This is a genomic window from Prevotella melaninogenica (assembly GCF_013267595.1).
Classification (GTDB): domain Bacteria; phylum Bacteroidota; class Bacteroidia; order Bacteroidales; family Bacteroidaceae; genus Prevotella; species Prevotella melaninogenica_D.
Genome location: NZ_CP054010.1, coordinates 739,218 through 764,199 on the forward strand (window position 1 = coordinate 739,218; position 24,982 = coordinate 764,199).

Consider the following 24,982-nt stretch of genomic DNA (forward strand, 5'->3'; position numbering starts at 1 on the left):
CTTATCTGTCTCTGACTGCCTTCTTCAAGGTTTCTCCAAAGACGCTATAAGGTTGTTACTCAGCATGCAGACCTCATTTCTTTTATCAATGTAGGCAAAGTTAATAAAAAAAAACAAATAAGCAATGAGAAAGGGAGGATATTACGTAAATAATACACTCTTGGGAGGAAGTGGACAAGTGAACGGGTGGACGAGTAAACAAGTTGATTGTGAAGGAAGACAGAGTAACAAGGGGACGAGTGGACAAGTAAACGAGTGGACAGGTGAACAAGTTAATTGTGGAGGAAGACAAAGTAACAAGGGGACGAGTTGACGAGTAAACAAGTTGATAGTAAACGAGTTGATTGTGAAGGAAGACAAAGTAACAGGCGGACAGGGTAAGTACTTATAATATATGGGGTGAGAAGGGGTTGAAAAAGCAAGAGACTAATACACTTCTTACAAGAAGAGTTTAGTTTTTATTTGCTGTCACTTTTAACACTTCAAGTAATCACACTGTAAACCAATAAGTTAGACGAGTTTTTCGAGTGAAAGCAGTGACAGCAAAGTTTGTTTTATAGAAATGTATTAAAAAAACAAAGCGACATGAGGGGGTGACAAGTTAGACGAGTGAACGAGCCGACAAGTTAACAGGTTGCTTGTGGAGAGTACAAGGCAACATGAGAATTCGGTTTCCGTTATGCAGCTAAATCTATAACAAGTCACAAGGAGCAACGACTTTCTGATTTGGGTCCATACCACGTCTTTTCATTAGTTTACCAAGTCCGAAGATATGATAAGACTTGATAGGCTTGGGCGTAGCGAGTTGAATACCAAACTGATCCTTATAGATGTCATATATAAGTTCTGAACAATAGTACTTGTCATTATTAAACTTAAAGGCTAAATCATAACGCTTACCAAGGTATTTAGCGTACTTAATTTTGACAGGTTTGTTCAGTACTCGTCTTCTCTTATACCTTCCCATCTTACCCCTATCAATCCATTTCTTAAGTGGAGTGAGCTTGACAACATTAGAAGCTTCAAGCACATAGGGTTTTCCTTCCTTCTCTACAATCACACCACAATGTGACCACGGAGAATTAGTTGCTAATTGAATAAAAGGTGACTGACGACTTTGCGATACTTGAAAGATTAAGTCTCCCTCCTTAAAATCATTCGTCACTCTTGGAGTTCGCTGCGCATATAATGCAATAGCAACCAATAGCAACATGATTATTGTCTTAAACTTTTTCATTATTATTCTGTTATTCTTTGACTTACAAGGACTCTAAAAACATATTTTCCATTATTTAGGAGTAGCCGTAAAGCGATTGCAAAGGTAATGATTCTAAAGCAGAATGTCAAGCGGAGCAGACTTTTTTCTTATAAGCTACTCTCTGTCTGATGTTTCCAAAAGCGGGAAGTGATATCCTCAAAGCTTCCATCTGTGCAGCGGCGGTACATTCGTTGGTTAGTACGTGGGGAATCGAGTCCACCCAAATGGCGGAGGTAGGGGCCCACTTTGATATAGTCGAAATGCTGTTGATTGATGAGCGGAGAGATTGCTGTGCGCCCTGTGTACCAACCAACCTTCAATCCGTGGTGACATTCTTGGACATATTTTGCAAGCAGGTCAACTGCCGCTGGGTCACCATCGCCCCCCATAAAACCCACACAAGTAATGGTATCTTTCGCACCATGAATCAGTGCAGACAATGCTTCAGTCGTCAATTCATCTCCCCTATTTGCCCACAAGAACTGACTATGACAGCCCGGACAACGACACGGACATCCCGAAATATTAATGGCAAGCGTCACCTCATCGGGAAACTCCTGAAAGACAATATCTGTATTGATATAACGAAGCATTACTATATGATTCTTTTTGCTAAACACGCTTATGCTCAAGTGATTACCTTCACCCACGCAACACCGTGTCACCTCCTTTTAGATGAACGATTTTCTACTCTACAAAGATATAAAGAAAGTATTAAACAAAGCAGACTTTATCTGGAATTATTGATAAAATTTGTAAGCTTCGTCGCTGTCATTCTTTATACCATCGCACTTTTGTAATATTACTTTTAGCTCCGTCCGCTCTATTTCTGTGTACCCATCTATTCTTAGTAGAATACATATTCACACAAATAAAAGATAAATATGTTCTTTGAATAGTATAGATTTTACCAATCTCTATTCCGAACAATCCAAAAACAACCAACTATTTTGTAATAAAAAATTCAACACTTGAAAATCAACACATGCTCTTTTAGGTTCGTAAAGACGCCCTTTTGGCTTGCAAAAGGTGCCCTTTAAGACCCTTACTAACGCCCTTTTGATGTCCTATTAAGCACCTTTTGAAACACCGTTTCGTAACTTCTTTATAACAAGAGGGTTACAAAGGTAGAAAAGAAGACCTTTCTTTAGCCTTTTTTCGGTATAAAAGCACAAGGAAATGTAAAGGAAATTCAGAAACGACAAAACGTCCTCAGCAATCTGAAAGCAGATTGTTGAGGACGTTTTATATATAATTTTTGAAAGCTATTTATAGCTCGGTTTCCACTTATTACAGGCTCTCCGGAATCTGTTTCTTCGGACTGATACCTAATGTTTTTAATCCTTCTAATCGGCGAACGATGTTACCCTTACCCTCGTTTAGCTGACCCTTCGCCCTGCTGAAATCCTGCTGTAGGCGTTCGATGTCGGCACCTAACTTTACGAAAGTCTCTGCAAAGGTGACGAACTTATCGAAGAGTTCGTTTGATTGGTGGAGGATTTCCTCTACATTCTTTGTCATACGGAAGTTCTGCCACATCGTGTGTGTCAACTGTAAAGCCATGAGAAGATTGCTTGGACTCAGAATGATAATATGCTTACGATAAGCGTATTGCAAGATAGATGGATCGGTCTTCAAAGCAGCAGAATAGCCACTTTCGTAAGGGACGAACATCAGTACAAAGCCGATACAGCCCGGTACAAGTTTCTCGTAGTTCTTAGCCGACAGTTCGTCGACATGCTTCTTGATTGAGGAAACATGTTCCTTCAAATAGCGTTCACGCTCCGTGGCATTCTCTTCTCTGATTGCTGCCTGATAAGCTGTCAGTGAAACCTTAGCATCTATCACGGCACGTTCTTCATTCGGAAAGACTATCACGGCATCTGGTCGGAAGTTATTACCATCCTTGTCCTTGTAGTTCTCTTGCAGAAAATACTGTTGCCCCTGAATAAGACCGCAGTCTTCCAACGTCTTATCGAGAATCATCTCACCCCAATCGCCCTGCATCTTAGAGTCACCTTTAAGGGCTTGTGTGAGCGAAGCAGCGTCATTACCAATACGTTCCGTCTGTTCACGCAGTTCCTTTACTGCCCGTTCTTGATCCTCACGCATCGCCTTGATGGTCAGTTCCTGCTCCGCATGAAGACGTTTCATCGCCTCCTCAAAGGTCGTTTTAATCTCTGTTTTATTGGCAGTATTCTCCTTGCTGTTATTTGTAACAGTCTGATTAAAGGACTCTAAACGCTCTTTTAGCGGCGAGAGGAGAGCATCCAAACGTTCTTTATCAGTCGTATTCATCTTCTCCCGACTCTCATCCAACATCTGTGCAGCCATATTGCGCACCTCTTCTTGTAAGAGTCGGTTCTTCGCTTCAGCCTGCTTCTGGAGTTCGTTGCGTAGCTGTTCGCCATGCTTTCGCTCTGCCTCAAGCTGCTGCAAAGCATTCTCTTTCACCACCGCAATACGCTCGTCAACATTCTTTCGTTCTGTTTCAAGTTGACTACGGAGGACAGCTAATTGCTCACTAACATTCTTCTGTTCCTGTGTTGATTTGTTCTTCATCCAGAGGAGCATAATGCTTGCACCGATGATGATGCCGAGAAGTAGATAAATTATTGCCATACTTGTTCTTTTTCATTTGTTTTTTCCTCATATAAAGCCATGAATGAATCAGCTTTATAGAGCCTCAGTAGCGTCTCAACAGACATGAATAGCACAGGCTTCTATCATGAGGACTTTGCCACATCGTAAAAGTCACCTTATTTATTATTAGATAAAAGCGTCCGAAACGATACGATTAGCATGACAAAAATACAAATAAAATCAGAGAAAATTGCCCCTTTTAAAAGAATATTTTTCAGTTATTAGCATCTTAATTCTAAACATCTCCTTCCCGTGATAAGTCAATACTTAACGCCCAATGAAGCCCTTTCAGTTAACGGACTCAGCATGTCAATCAGCCTATTCATCCAACATACGGAGTAAACAACATCAAAAACGCTCGTATCCTTCATCCTTACACAGGCGACAACCGTCCACCCCCACCTTCGAAAATGACCACATAAAAAAAGAGTTGCAGAAACCTCTACAACTCTTTAATACCCTTTTGTGGACCAGCCTGGACTAATCCACGGTATATCCTTATCGCTGTTAGTAAATATTTACCTTTTGTACTGATAGTCTGTGTAGCAGAAATGTAGCAGCAAACTGACTGGTTTATGACCGCTATTTTGACTATCTGTTGAAAGCACGCTCACTCCCATTCTCGGAGTACAAAGTTAGATCTTTTTGTTTACATCTCCAAATCTTTGTGCCATAAATATTTAGATATTTTACTGCTACACTTTCCAGTGCAAGGTGCAAGCCCTTATATATAAAGGGACTTGCACCTTGCACTGGAGTTTTACAAAGCAATAATAATTATACAAAGATATAAGAGTAATAAAATGTTTTAGATTTAGTTCGTTATATCTATTGGTACACTGTGTATTCCGCTACTAACAAACAAACTTGCACCGTCTGCAAGACGGATTGCATAGTGTGCAAACATTTGCATGTGGCGGGTTGCACTTATAACGGCGCTTTAGTAACTTTATAAGTATGAAAAAGTTATTGGAAATGCTGAAGTCAGCAAGAGTGAAAAATGGTTATTCGCAGGAGTATCTATCTATTATTCTGAAAGTTAGCTCGAGTTGGATCTCGCGCTGGGGAAGGAAAGACAGCAATGACCCTTGAACAAATTCTGACGTACACTTCTAAAGTGGGCATCCAGTCTACCAAATATTCGAGTTTCTTGCACGTAATGGGCAGCCCAGTCCTTTACCTATAGCAGAAATTCATCTGGAGGTTTTTACTGAGGAAGCATTCAGAAGACTTTCACTGTTTATCAGTGAACTTGGAATAGAACATGTAACAATTAAAACCAAACGGTTACGCTAATGGAAATAATCGCAGTGGAGAGCCAGGCTTATCAGGATTTGATAGACAGGCTCAATAGAATTGAGCAGTATGTTGAACGCACCTCCCGTCTTATTCAAGACATTGACGACGAGCTGGAGATGACAACCAAAGACCTTATCGGGACTCTGAATGTTTCAGAGTCCACACTTTACCGCTGGCGCAAGAAACAGTTGGTACGGTATCGCTACACGAAGGGTGGCGATGTACGATACTTCTTCAAGTCTATCGTGATAGCCACGAAGTGTAACCGGCTCCGCGTATCAGGTATGAGAAACGATGAGATTCTTGGTCGGCTCAACCGTTTCAAGGACAATCTCATCATGAGTTCATGTATTAATCCTAAAAACCGACAACTATGATAGAAAAGGAACAGATTCTTTTACTTACACAAGGAGGTTTGAATGTGTTTTCCCATTTCCTTGGTTTTGAGGTGAACCTTCATCGCAACTTCCGCAGTCCTTTCTATGATGACAAGCGGGCTTCATGCCACATCTTTTATGACAGGAAGAGTTCATCCTATAAGTTCTATGATCATGGTGATACCACCTATTCAGGGGACTGTTTCTGGTTTGTGGCAACCCTACCTGGCTTAAATCTGAAAACTGATTTTCCAGAAGTCTTGAAAACCATCGTCCAAGAACTGGAACTGTATTCTTTGTGTGAGGATGAGAAGCACGGCAAGCGTGTTGCATTGGCTAATAAAAGCCCTATCATTTCCAGTCCTAAGGCTGATATAACAAAAATGCGGAAGAACGCCCATACAGTTTCGTGATACAGCCATTTGACGATGGCCTGCTGAACTATTGGGCGCATTACGGCATCCATGAGGATACACTCCGACGCTTTCGGGTACATAGTCTTAAACGCTATGAAAGTGTATCTGCTGAAGGTAAGAAATTTGAACTTTATGGATCACCTACGGAAGCTATGTTTGCCTATATCGGAAACGGGTATGTAAAGATATGCCGACCTCACAGTCCAAAAATCCGCTTTCTTTATGGTTTATGGTGGACGGATGCCTGCCACGTATTGCTTCGGAATGGAGCAGATTCCTGCCAAAGGAGATATGCTTTTCATAACAGGTGGGGAAAAGGATATCCTCTCGTTGTATGCACACGGCTTCAATGCGATTTGCTTCAACAGTGAAACCGCACAGATACCGACAAGTATCATTGAGAGCCTTCAGCTTCGTTTTAGGCATATAATACTCTTATATGATGCGGATGAAACAGGTGTACGGGAGGCACATAAACAGTCTGAACATCTGGTGGAATACAAGGTCTTGAACCTTTCACTTCCGCTCTGTGGCACGAAGTCCGAAAAAGACATTTCTGATTTCTTTGCCTTGGGTAATGGGGCAAAGGAACTGAAAGAGCTGCTTGCCAAGATGTTCTCAGATCTATATAGTCAAACCATGATGATGTTACGTTCCTGTGAGATTGATTATGAGAATCCACCAGACATTTCCAAATCGGTTGTGGCTGTGAATGGTGTTCCACTAGGAACGCAGGACAATCTGTTCTGCATTACCAGAGGTGAAGGTACGAGCAAGAGCAACTATGTGGGTGCTATCCTTGCTGGGACATTGGGAGAAAAACGATTACCGATAGAGAAGACCTTGGGATTAGAGATTACCCCCAATCCCAAAGGCTTGGCGGTCCTACACTATGACACGGAACAGTCCGAGGCACAGTTGCACAAGAACTTGGGTAAGACACTGCGTAGGGCTTCTTTGACGGCAGTACCGGAGTTTTGCCATTCTCTGTACCTTGCCTCTCTGTCTCGTAAGGACAGACTGAACCTTATCCGTGAGAGTATGGACTTGTTCCATCACAGGCATGGAGGTATCCACCTCGTGGTAATTGACGGAATAGCCGACTTGATACGTTCTGCCAACGATGAAACGGAAAGTATTGCCATTGTGGACGAGCTTTATCGCTTGGCGGGGATTTATAATACCTGTATCATCTGCGTGCTACACTTCGTACCGAATGGTATTAAACTCCGTGGGCATATCGGCTCAGAATTGCAGCGCAAAGCAGCGGGAATTCTTTCCACAGAGAAAGATGATAATCCCGAATACTCGGTCGTAAAAGCATTGAAAGTCCGTGACGGAAGTCCGTTGGACGTACCGATGATGCTTTTCGGCTGGGATAAGGCTGAGGACATGCACGTCTATCGTGGCGAGAAATCTAAAGAGGACAAGGAAAAGCGCAAGACTGATGAACTCATTGCCGTTGTCAAAGAAGCCTTCCGAAATTCTTTCAAGCTCACTTACCAAGAACTTTGTGAGGTTCTGATGCGCGAAATGGAAATCAAGGACAGAACTGCAAAGAAATACATCGCCTATATGAAAGAACAACGTATCTTGGCACAAGATACCAATGGTAACTATCAAAAAGGAGAACTATGCCGTACATAGATTATAAAACCGAAGACACTTGGCAAAAACGCCTGTTCGACAAGCTGATAAGCGTCGAGGATAAACTCGACCGCCTGCTTGTCCTGCAGGATCAATCTGTTGACACAACCGTCCATCCTCCCCTGAAACCGGAATATCTGGATATCATAAATGTATCCAAGATACTCAAAGTAGAACAAAAGACCATCTATAATTGGGTGTGGGCAGGAAAAATTCCCTATCTCAAAGCAAATGGCAGGTTACTTTTCCTTCGGGAAGAAATTGATGAAATGGTACGAAAGCGAGATGGTTGGTAACGAAAGACGGTATAATAATAAGTTAGATTTTGGCAAAATATTTGTTTTATTGCCAAAATCTAACTATCTTTGCATCGAACCATTAGTGATAGCAGGATGAACGTCAGTAATATAATTGTAGATTTTGCAAACGCCAACAAGGAATTTAAGACGAATGACTTGTCTGAGTATCTTTCTGGGAAGATTGAACTTTCCAAGAAGATGTTGTCTTGGCATTTACGCAAGTTGTTGGACGAAAAAAAAATATTCAGAATAAGCAAAGGAGTATATACAACAACCCCTAAAGCCATTTTCCGTCCTGCTCCTAATGTTCACTCTATTCGGTTGTATAAGAAATTAAAAACGGAATATCCCTTATTGGACTTTTGTGTCTATAATGGTGAAATACTGTCTGACTTGCAGCATCACCTGTCGTACAACAACAATATCTATATAGAAACGGAGCGTGATGCCACTGAAACCATTTTCCACTTTGTACAGGATATGCACGAACGCAGTTTCCTTTCGCCAAAGGAGGATATTATGTCCGATTATATCCGGTTGGACAAAAAATCCTTTATTGTGAAGCCTCTTGTTTCAGAATCGCCCATACAGGAAGTAAACGGTATCAATGTACCAACAATAGAGAAACTCTTAGTTGATATCCAATGTGACAGGGATTTCTTCTACCTGCAAGGTCAAGAGTCCTTGTACATGATGCAGAATGCCTTTGCCAACTATAATGTGAATATAGGAATGTTACTGCGTTATGCCTCACGGCGCAATATTAAAGCGCAAATAGAAAAATATATCAAAGAATTTGTATGATCAAGAAGGAATGTATGACTGCAGAATGGATAAAGGCCATATCTGTTCGTAACAAATATAAAGACCTGAATCTGATAGAGAAAGTTATTAGGGCAATGTCGCTCTTGGAGATGCTGAAATTGTCCGGTTGCCCTTTCTGTTTCAAGGGCGGTTCGGCTCTGATGCTTCTTTTGGGAGAATCTGCCCATCGACTATCCATAGACATTGACATTATCTGTCCACCAGGTACGGATATTGAGCCATATCTGAAAGATACAGAAAAGTTCGGTTTTATATCCAAAGCCCTTGAAGAACGGCAGCAGAGGGACACGAATATTCCCAAGAGCCACTCGAGATTTTTTTATCACATAGCTTATCAATAGTCCGTTAAATATTATGCTGCATCAGCAGCGAAACTAAATATATCATTTATCCTTTCTTTATTTAATGGCGTGTTCGGGTTCTTCTCGAACACGTCAATAATTCGTTGTGCATAGTAGGCATTGACCATCTGCGCTTTAAGTCGACCGATGGACGTGCCAAGTTCCTTGCACATGATTTTGGTCACATTGAGTGCTGTGAATGAAGAGTTGAAAGCAAATTCAAGTTTTCTCTTGTCGCGTGCCTGACAATCGGTAAGACCGAGGAATTGCTTTGCGTCGCGAAAGCAAAACTCCTCTTGGAAACGTGTGGTATAGTACTCCATCACATCGCGTCCACTCATGCTCTCATCCGTAGAGAAGTACAAACGGCGGACACCGTTGGGCAACTCGTGGATGACAATCGACACGACCCTATGCAAGGACTTGCACCACGCCTTGAGCGCATAGGCTTTGCCTTTGGTCTCTCCTAAATCAAGCTCATTGCCTTTGGATATGTCGATGTTCCTTACGTCAATCTTGTCACCTTTGATACGAGGACGGCCAGGCTTTCCCGTGGGTTCCCCATCCCATGTGTAGAACAAGGCTGCGTCATGACGCAAGCGGCTCACAACATGGAAGCCCATCTTCATTACCTTGTCGATGAAAGGTCTTTTGGAGAAGGCTGAGTCAGCGACAAGAACCTTGCAAATACGCTGTAAGGTTACCTTGTCGTCCTCCAACACCTTGGTATACCAGTCGTATAGACTCATCTCTTTTTTCTCCTCCCCTTTTTCCAATGTGGTCTGCACAGCCTTGAGCATCATACACTCATGCAAGTCCACGTCTATCACACCGATGCCGAGGATCTCAAGACCGTGCTTTACCGCACCTGCACAGCCCGACCAAAACGTACCCACGTATGGGGTATGCTTCCCAGCCTTCTTGATGAAGCTTGGATCAATAACGATGGCATTGAGCCCTTTACCCTGCTTGAAGGCGAAAGCACTCAGCCACATATTTATTTCGAGCCAGTTCACGCTGCGCTCTGCCGTCTGCCGATAGCATTGTTCGCCACGCTTTCCATAGCGTCCCATCTGCGTAAAATTACATTTCCTTGGGATGACCATCAAAAGAAAAAGCATTTCCATGACGTTTGTTTGAATACTTTTGTTTAACTTTGCTCCATCTTCAGCACTAAATGCTGCTTTGCAGAGCTTCATATATCGGCTAATCAAGTTGGTTATCAGCATAAACTTTATTGTCTTTTTACATCTATAAAGTTACTGAAATTCAATGAGATAGCCGATTTTATTATGTTATACTTTGTTATATTCTATTGCCTAATTATCTCTTTCTCAGAGACTTATCATGTTTTCTTTCTGCCACAATTCCTGTTGGCTTTTGGGTAAAAGCTTCGCAAACTGCGAAAATTTAACGGACTATTGCATAACACAACCACCAAGAAATTGAGAAACCTGAAAACGGTCGTGAACTATGCGAGAAACAGAGGACTTATCATGCATGATCCATTTGCGAATCACAAGCTGCGCTATGAATTGGTAGATCGTGGCTACCTCACAGAAGAAGAGGTACTCCGTATTATGAAGAAGCACTTTGACATAGAACGGCTGGAATTAGTAAAGAATATTTTTATTTTTTCCTGCTTCACGAGATTAGCCTACATTGACGTATATAATCTTACCTACGATAAAATTGTTAACGTAGAAGACAGACAATGACTTATCACCAAGAGATACAAGACAAGCGTAGATGAAAACGTCATGTTACTGGATATTCCACTTGCCATTATAAGAAAGTACTACGACATCAATAGAAAAGGGGGGAAAGTCTTTCCTATGTTGAGCAACCAGCGTATCAACTCATATTTGAAAGAAATTGCCGACCTTTGTGGCATAAAAAAGAATCTGACCTTCCACATGACAAGGCATACTTTTGCCACTATGTCTATATCCAAAGGGGTACCAATGGAGTCTGTATCAAAGATGCTTGGACATACAAATATCAGAATAACTCAGATTTATGCACGAATAACAAATAAGAAAGTTGAACGTGACATGGAAGAACTGGCTGGAAAGCTCAGTAAGTTCAATACAGCCATGGGCATATAATATATTAATGTATAACCCTAAAATAATAGATGATTATGGAAACAAAGAAAGAATTATCTTACTTCCGATTGAAATTAGAGAATTATCTCAGTGAGCATTTCCCCGAAATGCTGAGTGACAAACCATTCATAACGGCAAGAGCCGATGAAGCCCTAACTTCTTACTGCGATGCTATAACACAAGGCTTTTCTCACCCAGAGGCAGAGGTAATGGCAAGCGAAGTTCTGTATCAAGGACTGCATTTTTCCAAGTACGACACGCTTGTGTCTGTCTTAGAGAATGAGTTCGAGAAAGAACTCCCTTCTCCTCTTCCAGAAAGATTAACACCAATGCTTCTGAAGAATAAGGCTGTGCAAAGCATTTTCAATAAGTACGAACTGGCAGACGACTTTGGTGCAAGTCCAGAGTATGAGAAACTCTACACCGAACTGACAGGGACAATCGTTCTGCTCATTGAGGTCAATGGTCTGCCAACGATAGGCGGTGAGAACATAACTTGATGTAACACCATCGGGAGCTTTTGTAGTTTCAAGAGCCAAGATAACCACTCTTCTCCACACACCAATAGTTTTACAAACACTTGGCTTTGTGTGGAAGAGTATCTTGTTATTGCTCTTGAACTATAAAAGCTCCGATATGAATACAATCATCATGAATCAAGACGTTCTTAAAAGTGCGATTTCTCGCCGATACAATAGAAGCGAGCTTCCATTGTCCTCACGGCTTAACGAAATCGTTCACACACCTGCCTTCATCAAGGCAGACGCATCGAACAAAACCGATAATATCAAGCAGCAGCCGACTTCTCCCAAGCAAGTCCGTCACTTCGGTTGGACACGCTTCATCGAACTCACTATCCTGCTTTCTATCGTTATCGGTGCCATTTGGCTTATCTCGAAGATTGTAACGCCGCAAGTCGTAACCACCGTGTCAGTCATTGCAGGTTTTCTGATACTGCGCTTTATTGTCAGAGTCATTCTCCAAGTTACCTTTACGCTGCTAAAATACATATTTTGGATTGCCTTTCTCGGTGCAATTTTGCTCTGCTTGCTTTGAGCAATAAAAGGAATAACTTTTGTTTATTTCCATGAAACTATGTACCTTTGCATTCCTTGTAGTTCCCACTGGACAATAAAGTTCAATGGATAAAAGCTACAGGTTAAAATTATGAAGATACATAATATTAGACATCTCTATTTTTTTTAGACCTTATGGAATAGAGCTCTGTCTCAAAATCTCAAAAAGGTCCAGTGTTGTTAGAACAAGCCTGTACATGTTCGTGCATATGCACGCTTCCGCCTTGGTAAGTGGGAGTTTGTAAGAGAACATTGTAGAAGTTACCCTAAAAGGTAATATGTTTAGCCCTATCAGCCTCACCAGCTGATAGGCTGTTTTTATGGGTGACTATCTCAAAATGTGAGATAGTCATCTTTTTTGTTTTCCGTTTCAGGCGTTGCACTTTCGCTTCTCTTCCATATCTCCACAACATGCGATGTCGCAGGACGGATGCTGTTCCCTTTTTATCCGCAAAGGTAGTACGGGGCTTGTGGCTTTCAAAAGGTCTAAGCCGCTTGGTTTGTCTGGAAAATCTCCACACCTACGGGTAGTATTTTCCGCCAAAACCTTGTGTAAGCCTGCCCCGCTACCTCTATTTTGCTACAAAAAGGACGAGTTGTTGAGGGCTTTGCCCGAAAAATCAGCATACTCCGATCTTTGGACGCATAAAAGAATGTCGCTATGGATAAGCAAAAAATAAATACAAAATCTTCGATGAACAGAAAAGGATATAGCTCCTCCTCTCATTACCGCATTAACCCTGTGGCTGAAGAAAGTGAGCAAGTGTTGGCAATTAAGTTTGTACAATGGGACGTACTCCCTTTGGAGAGCCTTTGTAACAGCAAAGTATATCTCCTTCGTGTGAAACTCAATCGTGGCGAGTGTATGAGCCGTGAGGAAAAGAATTGGCTATGTGAAGCGGTGAACTCTAATACCTACTTCCGTACTGCCGTTCCCCTACAAGGCTATCGCTTTGACTTCTTTGATGTACTGAAGAAATATCTTGTCAATCAGTACGGACAATGGACAGAGTATTACGCACCCGACAGAACAAGCCTAAGAGCCTACCTATATGGGCGCATCAATCAGATAGTAGAAATCCCAAAATACTAAGCAATATGAAAGGTACAGAACATTTTACACGGACAATAGCCGAGTATCTTAATCAGCGTGCTATGACAGACCCATTATTTGCCCCTAACTTGTTGAAACCAAACAAGAATATCGAGGAGTGCATCACCTACATTCTTAATGAAGTGCAGAAAAGCGGTTGTAACGGCTTTGATGATGATGACGAGTTGTTGAGAGCTTAGCTCGAAAAAATCTTCTCTATGGCTGTTCACTACTACGATGAGGACGAGATAGAAGTAGGAAAGGCTGTTTCTTGCCAAGTAGCCGTTAATCACGTTGTGGAACTAACGGAGGAAGAAAAAGCCAATGCAAGGCAGGAAGCCATTAAGCAATATCAGCGTGAGGAACTTGCTAAGTTACAGAGCCGTAACGCACGAGTGAAAAAGACTGAGAACGCGACAACCCAAGTACAACCATCACTATTCGATTTTTAAGCCTATGAAACCGAGAAACAAATTTGAAAAGGCAGTTTTGGAACAAAGCAAGCATCTTCGCCCGATAACCACGACACAAAGTAAGTGGGCATTTCGTGAGTGCATAGACCACTTCGCCTACCGCTTGCCAAAAGGTCGCACTACTTGTATGGATTGTGGGCATAGTTGGGTAATGGACAAACATAGAGAAACTTGCACTTGCCCTCATTGCAGGGCAAAGTTGCAGGTCAAGGAAACCTATGAGCGCAAGTTGCAGCAGAAGCAGTATTTCACCCTACTTACCACTTGTGGAGAGTTTCAAGTATTGCGTATGTTCCTACTTATTGTGGGTATGGAGAAAGGTTACAAAGCACAGACTTCTATAATTGAGATTGGGCAATATTGGTGGAATATGCAGGGACGAAAAGCTGTAGTTGCCATACAGAGGGTATTGGGACACTATGTTGATACATTTTCCTATTATAGTCCTATGGCGATACGCAACGATAATGAAGCCTATCAGCATATTGCCTACTCACCGATATATCCGAAGTTCAAGGTTACAGACATACTTCGTAGAAATGGTTTTAAGGATAATTTCTATGGCATTGTGCCTACTAAGTTTATTCCTGCATTACTTACAGACAGCCGAGTGGAAACATTGCTAAAAGCAGGTCGCACAGAGCATTTACGTTACTTTCTTGGCAACAAGAGAACTTTTGAAGAACTATGGTAATCCTACAAGATTGCAGTTCGTAAGGGCTATTAGATTGTGGATATTTCCCTTTGGAGTGATTATGTAGATACACTTAGAAGATTAGGTAAGGATATTCATAGTCCAAAATATTTATGCCCCGCAGACCTTAAAGGCGAACACGACCGCAGACACGAGGAACTTCTCAAATTGCGTAAAAGGGAGGAGATAGAACAGAAGCAGCAGAAGGCAATGGAAGACGAAAAGCGTTTCAAGGAACTCAAATCCAAGTTTTTTGGTATCTGTTTTACAGATGGCACTATTCAAGTCCACGTATTGGAGAGCGTGCAGGAACATTTAGAAGAAGGTGTATCAATGCACCATTGCGTATTTTCTAATGCATACTACCTTAAGGAAGACTCCCTTATCCTTTCGGCTACCATTGAAGGCAAGAGAATAGAAACCATTGAAATGTCTTTACGAACTTTGGAAGTGGTACAAAGTCGTGGAGTGTGCAATAAGAATACAGAATACCACGAGCAGATAGTAAACCTTGTCAATGCCAATCGGGAACTTATAAGCCGAAGAATGAAAGCTACAGCATAAAGTATGAACCATTAAATTATCAGAGATATGAAAACAGAGATTGAAAATATCATCTACAACTATGCGGATGAATTGAAAATCGGCGGACAAAGAGAAAGCCAAATACCGCATATTCTCATTAGGGTTATCAACGCAATAACCCTATCCGACAGCAAAGAGGAGTTAAGGTCGGCTATCAACAAAATAGCCGAAGAAACAGAACTTGACAAGTTCTTTGCCTACGGCTATGGCGCACATCACTTTTGGCTCACACATCGCAAATTATCTAATGGAGAGCCAAAGGAATACAGATTATTAAAGGTTGAATTTTAAGATTATGAAGAAGAAAGTTTACAGAGTTCGGACACAATACGTCTTTGAAGGAGTATTCGATGTGGTTGCGGAGAGCAAGGAAGACGCACGGCAGAAAGTCCTGCAAGATTGTGGCTTGGTTATGGGTGGAAGTATTCACAGCACTTTGTCCGATGAGGAAATCAATTGGGCTTTCTTCACGCACCCCGAAGTAAGGACGGGACAGATAATCGTTCAAGAAGAGCAGACACCATAAAGCGGTCGGCAGATTTGCCGACCGCTCCTTTCTTTCGTGAGCTTCGGGTGGACAAAGAAAGGAGCAAAGAAACCACGATGAAAAACACCTTGTTACTTTTGACAGTGAATTGAGATGGCTCAAAAGTAACAAAAAACCCCAATTAGAAAATAAGCCCAATTTATCGCTATCTTTGTTGACAGGATAAGGCCATGAGGGTAAGCATAACTTCTTATTTACACAAAACTTTGGACAGAACCGCTATACTATTTTTCTACCACCGTGTTGACACTTGTAGGAAAATAAGTGCTTATTTGGCTTTTAACCACCTCTTCAAAGGTGTTAATTGTTCGTTTCCGTTGTCTAATCTATATTTTACATAGTAACCTTTTTGTATGTAACTGCCATTTATATCTTTACTGTTTCCATCTTCATAATCTATATAAGGATAAATAGCGAGATATTCAGCTCCCCCGAAAGTTTCATAAGTTTTGTTAATTGGTAATAATGCGATATGTTCTTTGTACTTTGCAGCATCTCCTAAACCTAACTCCCAATTACACCATTTTGAGTTGATTGCATTTGGTGTGGCTACCAAAATAAATTTATCAGCAATCTTTATTTTCTGTTTTAAAGAATGAGCTGTTTTTGCATTAGTATAAGCGGGCATAGAAGAATCCATCCAATCTACATACACATCAACCCCTTCCTCTTTAAGGAAAGCAACTACGCCCTGAAGTATTTCTTGTTCATCATGTTTGTGAGAAAGAAATACCATTGGGCGAGATTTGTCTCTGTAAAAGTTTTCATTTAAATTTACGATATTGTCAGCAGAGAACATATTTGTTCTCCTTCTATAACCTGATAGTTGTGTTTCAGATATAAAGCTCATAATTAATCTAAGTTTATATGCACATCATATGCATCTTTGTTATTTTTTATTTTAATTGCTTTTTCGATATAACAATTATGATTTCTCATAAACTCATCCCATTTTACAGTTTTAAAGAATGAAGGCTCATCATTTGTATATATATTTTTTCCATTACATTGTCGAAACTGTTTATCCTTGATATTAAAACTGTTATCTCGTAATATTTTAAACAACTTACTTGTGTAATGGGTAGTGCAATTACAATCTAAATCAGATTTATAATACCAATCATATAATCCCGTTTCGTCAGGAAGTACAACCCCCAATATGGCATTCATTTGTTTTGTATAGCTACCATTTGGCACTGTGCGTAGTGAATACGAAACCTCCCAAGGAATCCATTGATCTTTTTCTGGCTCATTAGTTTTCATTCCTTTAGATATTAGGATAATAGTTATTGAGCACTGCCTAATTTTTCCCTTCAATTTTGTTTCAATAGTCATATCAGAGAAATCAGCCAAGCTTTCGCCATCCTTTTCACCAAGATTTATGTTATCTTTACCTATTTTGTCTTGTAATTTATCTACATAATGACGGGCTTTAGTTGGGACCTTTTGTCTTAGCCCCCATCCACTATCTTCATATATTCCCAAGTCTTGTACTTGGGTATCAGCATATTTGTATGATATAAAAACTTTTCTTCCCATAACCTATCTATATGATTTTCTTACTTGAATTGCTTTTTCTACTAGACTAGTGATATTGTTTTTAATGTCATTGTATGCATATTTACTTGATCTGTACTCCGTTTCAAAAGTAGGTATATAACTTGCAAAGGGTTTTTACCTTTAAGAGATTGCTCTCCATTAGAATTTTCGAGTCTATCTATATAAATTCCACAAACAGCTTTCCCTAATTCCCAAGCTCGCTCAATTTCATACTTTACCCACTTTCTTTCGCTTGTTTTCTCTCCTATTAAAACGATTAAACAAGATTTGTCTTTCAGATTGTCATCAATCCACCTTTTGATAGAGGCTTCACTTTGTTTGATTTCCTCCCATTTGTTTCCACTAACGGGTTGATTCCCTTCTACCACTCCCATATTACGAACTTGTCCAGCTCGCCAGTTATCATTATCAAAATGGAAACTATAAAAAACTTTTCTACTCATAATAAATTATATTTTATCAATTAAATACTTCTGAAATAGAGACATATAGGCATAGTCTTTTACTAATCGCTCATTTTTGTCTGTAAATCGCTCATCATATATTTTTTTTTGCACCAGCTCCTGTACTTGCTATGGGTAAAACCAACGCTTTGGGATGCTTTTCTATAAACATATTGTATTCCTCTTCTACACCTTCCATTCCTCCAATGAAAATTCCAGCAGCAAATTCAGACTCACCGAGCATCCTGCTCCTCATATGTAATAGAGAATTTTCTCTATCATCAACAATATCTGTCAATACTATGTTTTTGAACTTATTGTTATCTTTCGGGAAGTATTTTTCAAAAAATCTTGACTGGTATAAGGTTACATGCTCTTGGATATTCAAATTCAATTTTTCCATTACATGATATATTAGAGGCGTAATAGAAGGATGACCGCCCCAAATGAGCCTATAACGTGGGAGTACTACTGTCGTTAATGCTATTACAGCATCTCGTATTGCTATAATATCTGCAGTCTCGATATATTGAGGATCTCTTTCTTGCAAAGGAATGCTTGCTGAGAGAAATATATTTTTTATTTCGTTGTTTCCAGCCATTTCTTAAATTCTTGTTTTTTTAAAGTAAATATGTCTTTTTTTAAGTTGTTATTTAACCAATCTAGATGCTTCAACCATTTGTCCCTGATTCTCAAATCGTCATATATCAATCTAATACGAGTGTTTTGGGGATTTTTATCATATTCGTATCGAATATCAGCTGCTTGACAATTGAAAGATTGTGGAATTCCAATTGTGGGGACATAGATGATTTTCTTGCCGGATATCACTTCAGTTAAATATCTTTCAGGTTGAACCGTAATGTCTCTACCACATTGTTTGGCTATGCTCATAAATTCGGTTATTAAATTATCTTGCCTAGATGCTAGATTCCTGGCTCGTACAGACTCGACAAATTGTACTATTTCCTCAACCTTATCATTTTTTAGTTTTGATTTATCCTTATCATTATAGATTGCATCAACAAAATCAGTACTTTCTAAATTTAAGGGGAAACTCAGATGGGAAATAGCATTAATCTTATGATTAGGCCAAACTAATTGAACAATCCCTATTTGTTTTGAACCTGCTTCCGCGAGTTCTTCCTTACACCAATGACTTTCCAAAAATCCAGGGGTATTTAGTAATAGTATAACATCGCAATCGGTCATTCTGTGCCACAACTCCTCTTGGAAAAGTTCACCTTTTTCGATAGAATGTGTATCTAAAAAGACATCGAAGTGATGGGATTCTAGAGCTTCATACATTTGTATAGCTACAGAAGTTGATTCTGATCTTTTATAACTGATGAATACTTTTCTTGTGCTTCTCAAGAGTTCAAATGCTTGTAAAACAATATTAGCAATACGACTTTGCTGGTTATCATCATATTTAATTCCATTTTGTTTTTTGAGTTCTTCGGGTATCTCCTTTGAGAAATCATTGAAATATACAGGAAGTATCATTGTTCCATCTTTAATAAGCTTTTCAACTATAGCCAAATCTTTGAAAAACCCATTATCATTTCCAAGGTATATACAGAATGTGGGTTGATTTCCCACATACTCATCTTTCCAATTATTTCTGTCTATTATATTTATGATACCTTGTGGTAACTTTAAATCACTGATTTCAGATATAATTTGGTTCTTGATTCCTTTGATAATAGGATTCTCTATTGAACCTAATAAGATTAATTGATATCTATATTTCATATTGTTTTTCTTTATTCGTTTTCTAAATTACCTCCGACACCTCAGTATATAGAAGCAGAGAGTACAAAGTTACTAATTCATAGCGAGAAAGGAGAATAAAACAACAAGAAAACGTCTCTTGCGGAGCATAAAAATGTCGCAAGGGGCGTCTTTGATAATCAGAGTAAATAAAACAGAGCAAATTCCACCTTTCTCCGTTTGACTAACCCATTCAAAACTTTACCCTTATATCGGCAAAACGAAACATACTCCCAATAGAAGTTTCTATCTCCAGCCTCTATCTTTCGCAGTAGCCTACTCTTAGGGTGCTTACCATAACCGATCAATCGCCCCACGCCCACATTGTAGGCAAGCAAGGTCAGCAGCGGGGCATCCTTGCCATAGCCTTTGAAGTGTTCAAAACATTTCCATAGGTCAGCACGGAGCAGAGAGTCCGCCTGCCGTTCCGTCATATCCGCAGTGAAACGCTCTCCCCGTTGCAGCTGATGCCCATATCCAACATACGGATAATTCTTCCAGCCGTGCATGCCCTCAAAATATTTCACAACAACTACTGCACGCTCAAAAGGTGGCAAGTCTGCCAGCCGCACCCTGCGCTGGGCAAGGGTCGGCTGACAGAACAGGCAGAATACACAAAGTAAAATGAAAGAATTTATCGTTCGCATCAATTATGGTCTTAGCGACGAGAAGATGTAGGCTTATCCTTGCCCTCTTCTCGCTCGTTGTTGAAACTAAAGGTCAGCTGCTGAACTTTCCCGAAACTATCCTCCACATATACATCAATCGTCTGGCGATCAGATAACAGCGAGGTGTAGTATAAGCGGAACACATCTTTTGCAAGCGGATAGCGGTCGTTAGGCTTGAAGACAGTACCGTTATCATTTCTTAGCAAGCCTTTGCCGTCAGACTGGAAATAACGTATCGTATAGCGAGTGTCGGCAAACTCACCACCCCGCTTCAGTGTGCAGCGTATCTCAGCCGTCTGCCCTCTTATGATGTCCTTCTGAACCGGCATTGTCTCCACCGTAAACGGATAAGACTGCTGAACATCCAAATCCCTATCACAAGCAGATAGGCAAAACACGGCAAGGGTCAGCACACTCATTACCCAAATCGTATTCAATATCTTCTTCATCTTTTCTTCTACTTAAAAGTTAAACCTTAGTCCTGCAGAAACAGCCGGACGAAAACGATGCACGTCCGTTCCAAAGAGGAAACGTCCCTGCGCCTTGACAAGAAAGAGAACCCTGTCTGTTAGGAACACTTCCACCGAGCCATGCACGGCACCGCCATAGACAAAGCGGGAACGGTCGAGCAGTGTTGCCTTATCGGGCAGCAGTTTGTTGTCCTCGTTCAGCTGCTCATAGCCACCCAAGGCGGATATGCCACTATAGAGAAACACATTCTTACCTCTGTCGGAGAAAACAGGGTGCATATAGCCCACCTGTAAGAGTGCATCCTTGAGTTTTACGTTATAACTTCTGTACGGCATATTCTGCTGTTCATACTCAGCCATAACAAAAGTATAGTTCTCACGCCCCAGATAACGGGTGAGTGATACTCCTATGCCGAAATTGTCAACTGCAAGGAACTTTTCTCCCTTAATAAGCGGAACACTCCCTACGACCTCTATTCCCCTTTGCTTGGGTATCAGTCGCTGTGCCTGCGATGGCAGACTGAAAGTCATGGCCACCGCAAGGCATACTGTCAGAATGATATTGTTCTTCTTCATTACCATTTCAGTTTGAGGTTATCAATCTTCTTTGCCAGCTGCAGATCTTCTGCCGTTACATGGAAAGTCAGCGTACGACCGCCATTTCTCTCATGGAGCGTCACTTCAAGCTGCTTATCTTCTGCAAGAGAAAACTGCTCGAGCGCAAACACTGTGTGTTCACTGCCCATGCCACGCACCTGCATCACCTGATGATAGGCACGAAGTGGCTGAAGCACCTGCTCTTGTATGGCGGTGCGCTTTGCCATCTTCTTATCAACCACCTTAAATGTGATAAAATCCACCGAGTACGGCATATTCGTGCCGTTTTCCATACGCGTGTGGAAATACAGCAAGCCGTTATGGGCATACAAGCCACGAAGCAGGAACTTCATACCGAACTGCTGAGCACCGATGTGCTTAATGCACCGTCTGTCATTCTGATAGATAGTCTGCATCATCAACTTTACTAATACGGGCGACTCGTTACCAAGTTCCTTGAAGTAAATATCAGAGCGATTACTCGGCAGTCTACCTTCTGTTGTAGAGAAAAAATCCTTCATCTCAATGCTGAGCTTCTCCGGCTCATCAGCATACTTTACGTTGAAAGCATAGAAAGAGCCGTCCTCACAGATGACACTCATATTGGTTTCCGTTTCAAAGTCCTTCACCGAAGCCTTTACACGTAGCACGTTCTCGGCATCCTCCGCCTTACCTGCAATGATGTTCTGCGAACCTAAGTCTACATAACGAATGGCAGAAGGGAAGATAAGATGCACGGTCTTGTCAAAGGTAACGTCCAAGCCGTATGGCAGTACGACACGCCCCGTTGGTATGGCACAGCTCATACCTTGAAAGAGCTCTCCCGAAGTAAGCGGACGGATTGGTGTCAGACCATCATTGTTTTCCTGTGCTGTGGCTGTTGCTCCCACCATGGCAAGCATAGCCATTGAAAAAATAATTTTCTTCATTGTTCCTTTTGTTTTGATGTTATTTTTTACTTATCCTTTTCGATTGTTTTATTTGGACTGAACCAAGAAAAGGGGGGTAGCCACCCTTGAGCGTAACCTTGATGGTGCGCAGTTTCTTCTGAAGCAGCTGACTTGCACCTTGCATCACCCCACGGGCAGCTTCTGAGATAATTTGATCTTTGGCAGAAGAAGCGAAGGTAAAGGATGTGCCCATTGAACCACCGATGTTCGCTCCAACTTCCTTAAGCGCATTGATATCCTCCGAGCCTGGTATATACACTCCCTCCTGTCCGTCCGTGTCGTATGCCGAGAGTTTGACAGCTATGATATGGCCGTCTACTTCTATACTTTTGATAAGCAGGTGCATACGGTTGCCCTCAATCTTGGCGACGGCTATGAGTCGGCTCTGTCGTGGAATGTGCAGTCCCTGTACCTTGGCACTTTCAAGCAGACGAAGCACGACATTGTCACCCTCCTTAAGAACTGTAGTCCTGTCCACTACTACTTTCAGCGTATTGCGCATTGTAGGAGCAGCCGTACTTGTGAGCGAATGAAAGCCCATATTACGAGCCTTTTTGCCGTATTCCTCCATAAAGTACACATCGCTCATAGGCTGGTCAAGTGAAGATACTATCTGCCTACGCTCTGGAAGCACCTCCATTGCAGGCTTCTCATTCTGCATGGTCTTGCTTTTAGCGGCGTCAGAGCCACCTACAGTGTCTTCCGTCTTCTCCTTTCCTGCCATCAAACCATTGTTGAAGGTAGGTGGAGTTGAAGCTTTAGGAAGATACTTCGCTGCCATCTGATAGCTCTTTTCCATCAAGGCAAGCTGCCGTTTCTCTTCATTGTCCTCCCTGCTGTCTTTGGCAGAGAGTTCCTTTTTAAGATTATCTATCTCCGAGCGCAAGGCTTCACGCTCCTGCTCGTGTGGGTCGGGAGCGTAAAAGGAGTTTAAGAGGCGATTATTCTCCTCATAGCGATGCATGGAGCTTTCTATCTTTGCCGTAGATGCTGCTGTCTCTGCACGCTGCTCCTCTGATGGAGCAATATTTTCAGAAAATATGTTTCAATATATGTTAGAAAATATTATTTTGTCTTTTGCTGATTATAAAGAAAAATCATTACCTTTGTGCTCATTACTAACCTCCTTAAATTTATAGGAATATGATAAAATATGTAATTCAAGCGAAGAAAAATCCGCTGAAGAAAAACGAGATTAAGTATTATCCGCAGATGGCACCAACCACACCGATGTCGCTTGCGCAGATAGTAAAGCGTGTGGAGAAACGTTCGACCGTTTCAAGTGCTGACGTTAAAGCCGTTTTAGATGCTTTGCAATACGAGGTTATGGAGGCATTAGAAAATGGTAATACAGTCCGCCTTGGTGATTTAGGTTCGTTCCGCCTCACAATGAAATCGCAAGGTGCTCCAACAGCAGCCGAGGCAAAGAAGAAAGGCGCACAACTTATCAAGCAGGTTAATGTACAATTTACGAAGAGTACAACTATGCGCGACACCCTTGATGCCCGTCTCCTTGAGTTTGCACCACAGGAGGACATTGTGAATGCTACAGATGGTGAAAAACCTAAACCAGGTGGAAATCCTGGTCCAGAGCCAGACGAAAATTTTCATCCTTAAGTAGCTGAAGTCGTCGGATTAGTAACCCATTTAGATGTGCAGAATATTTTACTTCTGCACATCTTTTTTATGGCTTTTCTTAGTCAAAAATCTACCTCTATAACTATCTGATTATCAGTAGCTATTAGATAGCAAAAAATGTCCTATAAGAGAATTAAAATTGTCTTATAAGAGAATTTGAATTGTCCTATAAGACAATTTCAAGAGCCTTAGCATGGAATTAAATTTCAGTCAGTACGGTTTATAATATTTCTTTACACGTTTTTAGTAAAGCTTCTATTTATTTTGAATCTGATCTTGATTAAATAAATCTAACTGTTGCTCGTCAGCCTTAATTTTCTTATATCGTTTGGTACTGTTCTTAAAGGTATAGTCATCTTCCCACTGGAGGACATCTTTCACTGCATATTCAGGCTTTAAGTCTGTATATTCTCCATTCTCTACTTTCTTCTTTGTAATAGTAATAAGAGTACAAGTTATCACAGTGTTTGCCCCAAATTTAATTTCATTATTATAAACCTGTTCCAAGAACTCCTTGTCTAAAACTTTGAATTCAATTGTCTTTCCTGAATAGTAGCCTTTCCAAACTTTCCCATGTCCTTGCCGCAAAACAGGTGAAAGAATGCGAATTGTTGTTCCTGCCGTCTCTGTTTTATCTTCGGTGGTAGTATCTGAAAGTATTTTTTTTGTAAAATCAGCTTTTATGATTTTAGATGAACTAAAAGGCTTTTGTTCTCCATCTTTTTTAACAGACGCTTCTACAGAAGTTACTGTATCTGTTTTTTCGAGCGATTTAAAGTAATTACTAACGCACTTCCTAACCTTCTTTTCATCTATAAGTTCTTCTGCTTCTTCTTTTGTTAAAGTCCCGTTCTTAACTTTCTCATACAACTCTATTCTAGCATTACTATTAGCAAGCTTAGTCTGTGTAGAAGAAAAGAATTTTTGGATAAGAGCATTGATAAGATTCTTAAATGTATCAGATTTACCAATTATGATAGCAACTATAACAAAAGATTCTATTAGTCCACCTTCCTTCTTCGGTGTTACTTCAATTTTAAAATCTCCTGTACAAGCCTTAATGAAATCAAAAGCATCAAGCAATTGACGCTCACACTCATTCAAGATTTTGGCATCCATTTGATGGAGGCCTTCTTGGTTTAGATAGTAGTGTATCTGAAAATCAAATATATTCTCTTCTGCCATATTATTTATATGAAATT

24 protein-coding genes and 6 pseudogenes are annotated in these 24,982 nt (G+C 40.8%); 15 read left to right on the forward strand and 15 right to left on the reverse strand.

The genetic code is table 11. The features are described from left to right. The first annotated feature begins 124 nt into the window (after nucleotides 1-124). Nucleotides 125-313, forward strand: coding sequence for a hypothetical protein (locus FIU21_RS02735; protein ID WP_036885846.1), 189 nt, complete (start codon nucleotides 125-127; stop codon nucleotides 311-313). Between the two features lie 378 nt (nucleotides 314-691). On the opposite strand, the gene FIU21_RS02740 is transcribed toward FIU21_RS02735, so the two are convergent. The 3 genes from FIU21_RS02740 to FIU21_RS02750 form a co-directional block, all read right to left on the reverse strand. Continuing rightward, complete coding sequence (locus FIU21_RS02740) at nucleotides 692-1,237, reverse strand: YiiX/YebB-like N1pC/P60 family cysteine hydrolase (protein ID WP_004359335.1); 546 nt, start codon at nucleotides 1,235-1,237, stop codon at nucleotides 692-694. A gap of 128 nt (nucleotides 1,238-1,365) precedes the next feature. Further along, on the reverse strand, nucleotides 1,366-1,851 hold the full coding sequence (gene nrdG, locus FIU21_RS02745) for an anaerobic ribonucleoside-triphosphate reductase activating protein (protein ID WP_004359334.1): 486 nt from the start codon (nucleotides 1,849-1,851) through the stop codon (nucleotides 1,366-1,368). Nucleotides 1,852-2,548: 697 nt separating this feature from the next. Next, on the reverse strand, nucleotides 2,549-3,880 hold the full coding sequence (locus tag FIU21_RS02750) for a DNA recombination protein RmuC (RefSeq protein ID WP_004359333.1): 1,332 nt from the start codon (nucleotides 3,878-3,880) through the stop codon (nucleotides 2,549-2,551). Nucleotides 3,881-5,196: 1,316 nt separating this feature from the next. Between FIU21_RS02750 and FIU21_RS02755 the strand changes: the two genes are divergently transcribed. From FIU21_RS02755 to FIU21_RS02775, 5 genes and pseudogenes are all read left to right on the forward strand, one after another. After that, nucleotides 5,197-5,577 carry a MerR family transcriptional regulator gene (locus tag FIU21_RS02755; protein WP_036885842.1) on the forward strand — a complete coding sequence of 127 codons (381 nt, stop codon included), beginning with the start codon at nucleotides 5,197-5,199 and terminating at the stop codon, nucleotides 5,575-5,577. Then, nucleotides 5,574-7,640, forward strand: a pseudogene (locus tag FIU21_RS02760) (bifunctional DNA primase/helicase). Before FIU21_RS02755 ends, FIU21_RS02760 begins: the two are co-directional and overlap by 4 nt. Further along, the gene (locus tag FIU21_RS02765) at nucleotides 7,628-7,936 is read left to right on the forward strand and encodes a helix-turn-helix domain-containing protein (protein ID WP_004359330.1); all 309 of its coding nucleotides are present in this window, start codon (nucleotides 7,628-7,630) and stop codon (nucleotides 7,934-7,936) included. The pseudogene FIU21_RS02760 and the gene FIU21_RS02765 overlap by 13 nt, the downstream one beginning before the upstream one ends. Nucleotides 7,937-8,032: 96 nt before the next feature. Beyond that, nucleotides 8,033-8,743: a DUF6577 family protein gene (locus tag FIU21_RS02770; RefSeq protein ID WP_036885838.1), complete on the forward strand. Its 711-nt coding sequence runs from the start codon at nucleotides 8,033-8,035 to the stop codon at nucleotides 8,741-8,743. Next, nucleotides 8,740-9,102 (forward strand): annotated as a pseudogene (locus FIU21_RS02775) (nucleotidyl transferase AbiEii/AbiGii toxin family protein); the annotation flags it as partial. The gene FIU21_RS02770 and the pseudogene FIU21_RS02775, both read left to right, overlap by 4 nt. 14 nt (nucleotides 9,103-9,116) lie before the next feature. Here the strand turns inward: FIU21_RS02775 and FIU21_RS02780 are convergent. Continuing rightward, complete coding sequence (locus FIU21_RS02780) at nucleotides 9,117-10,304, reverse strand: transposase (protein ID WP_254361422.1); 1,188 nt, start codon at nucleotides 10,302-10,304, stop codon at nucleotides 9,117-9,119. Between the two features lie 216 nt (nucleotides 10,305-10,520). Between FIU21_RS02780 and FIU21_RS02785 the strand changes: the two are divergent. The 8 genes and pseudogenes from FIU21_RS02785 to FIU21_RS02825 form a co-directional block, all read left to right on the forward strand. Next, nucleotides 10,521-11,213 (forward strand): annotated as a pseudogene (locus tag FIU21_RS02785) (site-specific integrase); the annotation flags it as partial. Between the two features lie 35 nt (nucleotides 11,214-11,248). Next, nucleotides 11,249-11,713, forward strand: coding sequence for a DUF1896 domain-containing protein (locus FIU21_RS02790; RefSeq protein WP_036885887.1), 465 nt, complete (start codon nucleotides 11,249-11,251; stop codon nucleotides 11,711-11,713). Between the two features lie 136 nt (nucleotides 11,714-11,849). Further along, on the forward strand, nucleotides 11,850-12,269 hold the full coding sequence (locus FIU21_RS02795) for a hypothetical protein (RefSeq protein WP_231291311.1): 420 nt from the start codon (nucleotides 11,850-11,852) through the stop codon (nucleotides 12,267-12,269). 681 nt (nucleotides 12,270-12,950) lie between these two features. Beyond that, nucleotides 12,951-13,382, forward strand: a complete 432-nt coding sequence (locus FIU21_RS02800; RefSeq protein WP_036885835.1) for a hypothetical protein — start codon at nucleotides 12,951-12,953, stop codon at nucleotides 13,380-13,382. A 5-nt stretch (nucleotides 13,383-13,387) separates the two neighbouring features. After that, nucleotides 13,388-13,834: pseudogene (locus FIU21_RS13230) on the forward strand (PcfK-like family protein). Between the two features lie 4 nt (nucleotides 13,835-13,838). Then, nucleotides 13,839-15,113 (forward strand): annotated as a pseudogene (locus FIU21_RS02815) (PcfJ domain-containing protein). Nucleotides 15,114-15,140: 27 nt separating this feature from the next. Further along, on the forward strand, nucleotides 15,141-15,425 hold the full coding sequence (locus FIU21_RS02820) for a DUF8466 domain-containing protein (protein ID WP_004359322.1): 285 nt from the start codon (nucleotides 15,141-15,143) through the stop codon (nucleotides 15,423-15,425). A 4-nt stretch (nucleotides 15,426-15,429) separates the two neighbouring features. After that, nucleotides 15,430-15,660 carry a hypothetical protein gene (locus FIU21_RS02825; RefSeq protein WP_004359321.1) on the forward strand — a complete coding sequence of 77 codons (231 nt, stop codon included), beginning with the start codon at nucleotides 15,430-15,432 and terminating at the stop codon, nucleotides 15,658-15,660. Between the two features lie 289 nt (nucleotides 15,661-15,949). Here FIU21_RS02825 and FIU21_RS02830 read toward each other — a convergent pair whose 3' ends face one another. The 10 genes and pseudogenes from FIU21_RS02830 to traM form a co-directional block, all read right to left on the reverse strand. Further along, entirely contained in the window at nucleotides 15,950-16,531 is a 582-nt protein-coding gene (locus FIU21_RS02830; protein ID WP_036885834.1) for a toll/interleukin-1 receptor domain-containing protein, read from the reverse strand. A 2-nt stretch (nucleotides 16,532-16,533) separates the two neighbouring features. Next, on the reverse strand, nucleotides 16,534-17,220 hold the full coding sequence (locus FIU21_RS02835; protein WP_004359319.1) for a TIR domain-containing protein: 687 nt from the start codon (nucleotides 17,218-17,220) through the stop codon (nucleotides 16,534-16,536). Nucleotides 17,221-17,261: 41 nt separating this feature from the next. After that, the gene (locus FIU21_RS02840) at nucleotides 17,262-17,684 is read right to left on the reverse strand and encodes a TIR domain-containing protein (RefSeq protein WP_004359318.1); all 423 of its coding nucleotides are present in this window, start codon (nucleotides 17,682-17,684) and stop codon (nucleotides 17,262-17,264) included. A 94-nt stretch (nucleotides 17,685-17,778) separates the two neighbouring features. Continuing rightward, nucleotides 17,779-18,285, reverse strand: coding sequence for a Thoeris type III anti-phage system protein ThcA (gene thcA, locus FIU21_RS02845; protein WP_004359317.1), 507 nt, complete (start codon nucleotides 18,283-18,285; stop codon nucleotides 17,779-17,781). After that, a complete protein-coding gene (gene thcB4, locus FIU21_RS02850; RefSeq protein WP_004359316.1) occupies nucleotides 18,264-19,439 on the reverse strand; it encodes a Thoeris type III anti-phage system protein ThcB4 in 1,176 nt (391 codons plus the stop codon). Before thcB4 ends, thcA begins: the two co-directional genes overlap by 22 nt. 158 nt (nucleotides 19,440-19,597) lie before the next feature. Next, complete coding sequence (locus tag FIU21_RS02855) at nucleotides 19,598-20,104, reverse strand: glycoside hydrolase family protein (RefSeq protein WP_036885832.1); 507 nt, start codon at nucleotides 20,102-20,104, stop codon at nucleotides 19,598-19,600. Between the two features lie 11 nt (nucleotides 20,105-20,115). Then, on the reverse strand, nucleotides 20,116-20,574 hold the full coding sequence (locus tag FIU21_RS02860; RefSeq protein WP_004359314.1) for a DUF3872 domain-containing protein: 459 nt from the start codon (nucleotides 20,572-20,574) through the stop codon (nucleotides 20,116-20,118). A 12-nt stretch (nucleotides 20,575-20,586) separates the two neighbouring features. Beyond that, on the reverse strand, nucleotides 20,587-21,177 hold the full coding sequence (locus FIU21_RS02865) for a conjugal transfer protein TraO (RefSeq protein WP_036885830.1): 591 nt from the start codon (nucleotides 21,175-21,177) through the stop codon (nucleotides 20,587-20,589). Then, entirely contained in the window at nucleotides 21,171-22,121 is a 951-nt protein-coding gene (gene traN / locus FIU21_RS02870) for a conjugative transposon protein TraN (RefSeq protein WP_004359312.1), read from the reverse strand. The genes FIU21_RS02865 and traN overlap by 7 nt, the downstream gene beginning before the upstream one ends. Nucleotides 22,122-22,169: 48 nt before the next feature. Then, nucleotides 22,170-23,106 (reverse strand): annotated as a pseudogene (gene traM / locus FIU21_RS02875) (conjugative transposon protein TraM). Between the two features lie 179 nt (nucleotides 23,107-23,285). Here traM and FIU21_RS02880 point away from each other — a divergent pair. Continuing rightward, nucleotides 23,286-23,759 carry an HU family DNA-binding protein gene (locus FIU21_RS02880; RefSeq protein WP_004359309.1) on the forward strand — a complete coding sequence of 158 codons (474 nt, stop codon included), beginning with the start codon at nucleotides 23,286-23,288 and terminating at the stop codon, nucleotides 23,757-23,759. Between the two features lie 276 nt (nucleotides 23,760-24,035). Here the strand turns inward: FIU21_RS02880 and FIU21_RS13235 are convergent, their stop codons facing one another. Then, entirely contained in the window at nucleotides 24,036-24,965 is a 930-nt protein-coding gene (locus FIU21_RS13235) for a hypothetical protein (protein WP_004359308.1), read from the reverse strand. Nucleotides 24,966-24,982 lie beyond the last annotated feature (17 nt).

What these genes read in the sequence shown, in the direction of transcription:
- FIU21_RS02735 (WP_036885846.1), top strand. Translation starts at nt 125, where the DNA reads ATGAGAAAGGGAGGATATTACGTAAATAATACACTCTTGGGAGGAAGT.
- FIU21_RS02740 (WP_004359335.1), bottom strand. Translation starts at nt 1,237, where the DNA reads ATGAAAAAGTTTAAGACAATAATCATGTTGCTATTGGTTGCTATTGCA.
- nrdG (WP_004359334.1), bottom strand. Translation starts at nt 1,851, where the DNA reads ATGCTTCGTTATATCAATACAGATATTGTCTTTCAGGAGTTTCCCGAT.
- FIU21_RS02750 (WP_004359333.1), bottom strand. Translation starts at nt 3,880, where the DNA reads ATGGCAATAATTTATCTACTTCTCGGCATCATCATCGGTGCAAGCATT.
- FIU21_RS02755 (WP_036885842.1), top strand. Translation starts at nt 5,197, where the DNA reads ATGGAAATAATCGCAGTGGAGAGCCAGGCTTATCAGGATTTGATAGAC.
- FIU21_RS02765 (WP_004359330.1), top strand. Translation starts at nt 7,628, where the DNA reads ATGCCGTACATAGATTATAAAACCGAAGACACTTGGCAAAAACGCCTG.
- FIU21_RS02770 (WP_036885838.1), top strand. Translation starts at nt 8,033, where the DNA reads ATGAACGTCAGTAATATAATTGTAGATTTTGCAAACGCCAACAAGGAA.
- FIU21_RS02780 (WP_254361422.1), bottom strand. Translation starts at nt 10,304, where the DNA reads ATGAAGCTCTGCAAAGCAGCATTTAGTGCTGAAGATGGAGCAAAGTTA.
- FIU21_RS02790 (WP_036885887.1), top strand. Translation starts at nt 11,249, where the DNA reads ATGGAAACAAAGAAAGAATTATCTTACTTCCGATTGAAATTAGAGAAT.
- FIU21_RS02795 (WP_231291311.1), top strand. Translation starts at nt 11,850, where the DNA reads ATGAATACAATCATCATGAATCAAGACGTTCTTAAAAGTGCGATTTCT.
- FIU21_RS02800 (WP_036885835.1), top strand. Translation starts at nt 12,951, where the DNA reads ATGGATAAGCAAAAAATAAATACAAAATCTTCGATGAACAGAAAAGGA.
- FIU21_RS02820 (WP_004359322.1), top strand. Translation starts at nt 15,141, where the DNA reads ATGAAAACAGAGATTGAAAATATCATCTACAACTATGCGGATGAATTG.
- FIU21_RS02825 (WP_004359321.1), top strand. Translation starts at nt 15,430, where the DNA reads ATGAAGAAGAAAGTTTACAGAGTTCGGACACAATACGTCTTTGAAGGA.
- FIU21_RS02830 (WP_036885834.1), bottom strand. Translation starts at nt 16,531, where the DNA reads ATGAGCTTTATATCTGAAACACAACTATCAGGTTATAGAAGGAGAACA.
- FIU21_RS02835 (WP_004359319.1), bottom strand. Translation starts at nt 17,220, where the DNA reads ATGGGAAGAAAAGTTTTTATATCATACAAATATGCTGATACCCAAGTA.
- FIU21_RS02840 (WP_004359318.1), bottom strand. Translation starts at nt 17,684, where the DNA reads ATGAGTAGAAAAGTTTTTTATAGTTTCCATTTTGATAATGATAACTGG.
- thcA (WP_004359317.1), bottom strand. Translation starts at nt 18,285, where the DNA reads ATGGCTGGAAACAACGAAATAAAAAATATATTTCTCTCAGCAAGCATT.
- thcB4 (WP_004359316.1), bottom strand. Translation starts at nt 19,439, where the DNA reads ATGAAATATAGATATCAATTAATCTTATTAGGTTCAATAGAGAATCCT.
- FIU21_RS02855 (WP_036885832.1), bottom strand. Translation starts at nt 20,104, where the DNA reads ATGCGAACGATAAATTCTTTCATTTTACTTTGTGTATTCTGCCTGTTC.
- FIU21_RS02860 (WP_004359314.1), bottom strand. Translation starts at nt 20,574, where the DNA reads ATGAAGAAGATATTGAATACGATTTGGGTAATGAGTGTGCTGACCCTT.
- FIU21_RS02865 (WP_036885830.1), bottom strand. Translation starts at nt 21,177, where the DNA reads ATGGTAATGAAGAAGAACAATATCATTCTGACAGTATGCCTTGCGGTG.
- traN (WP_004359312.1), bottom strand. Translation starts at nt 22,121, where the DNA reads ATGAAGAAAATTATTTTTTCAATGGCTATGCTTGCCATGGTGGGAGCA.
- FIU21_RS02880 (WP_004359309.1), top strand. Translation starts at nt 23,286, where the DNA reads ATGATAAAATATGTAATTCAAGCGAAGAAAAATCCGCTGAAGAAAAAC.
- FIU21_RS13235 (WP_004359308.1), bottom strand. Translation starts at nt 24,965, where the DNA reads ATGGCAGAAGAGAATATATTTGATTTTCAGATACACTACTATCTAAAC.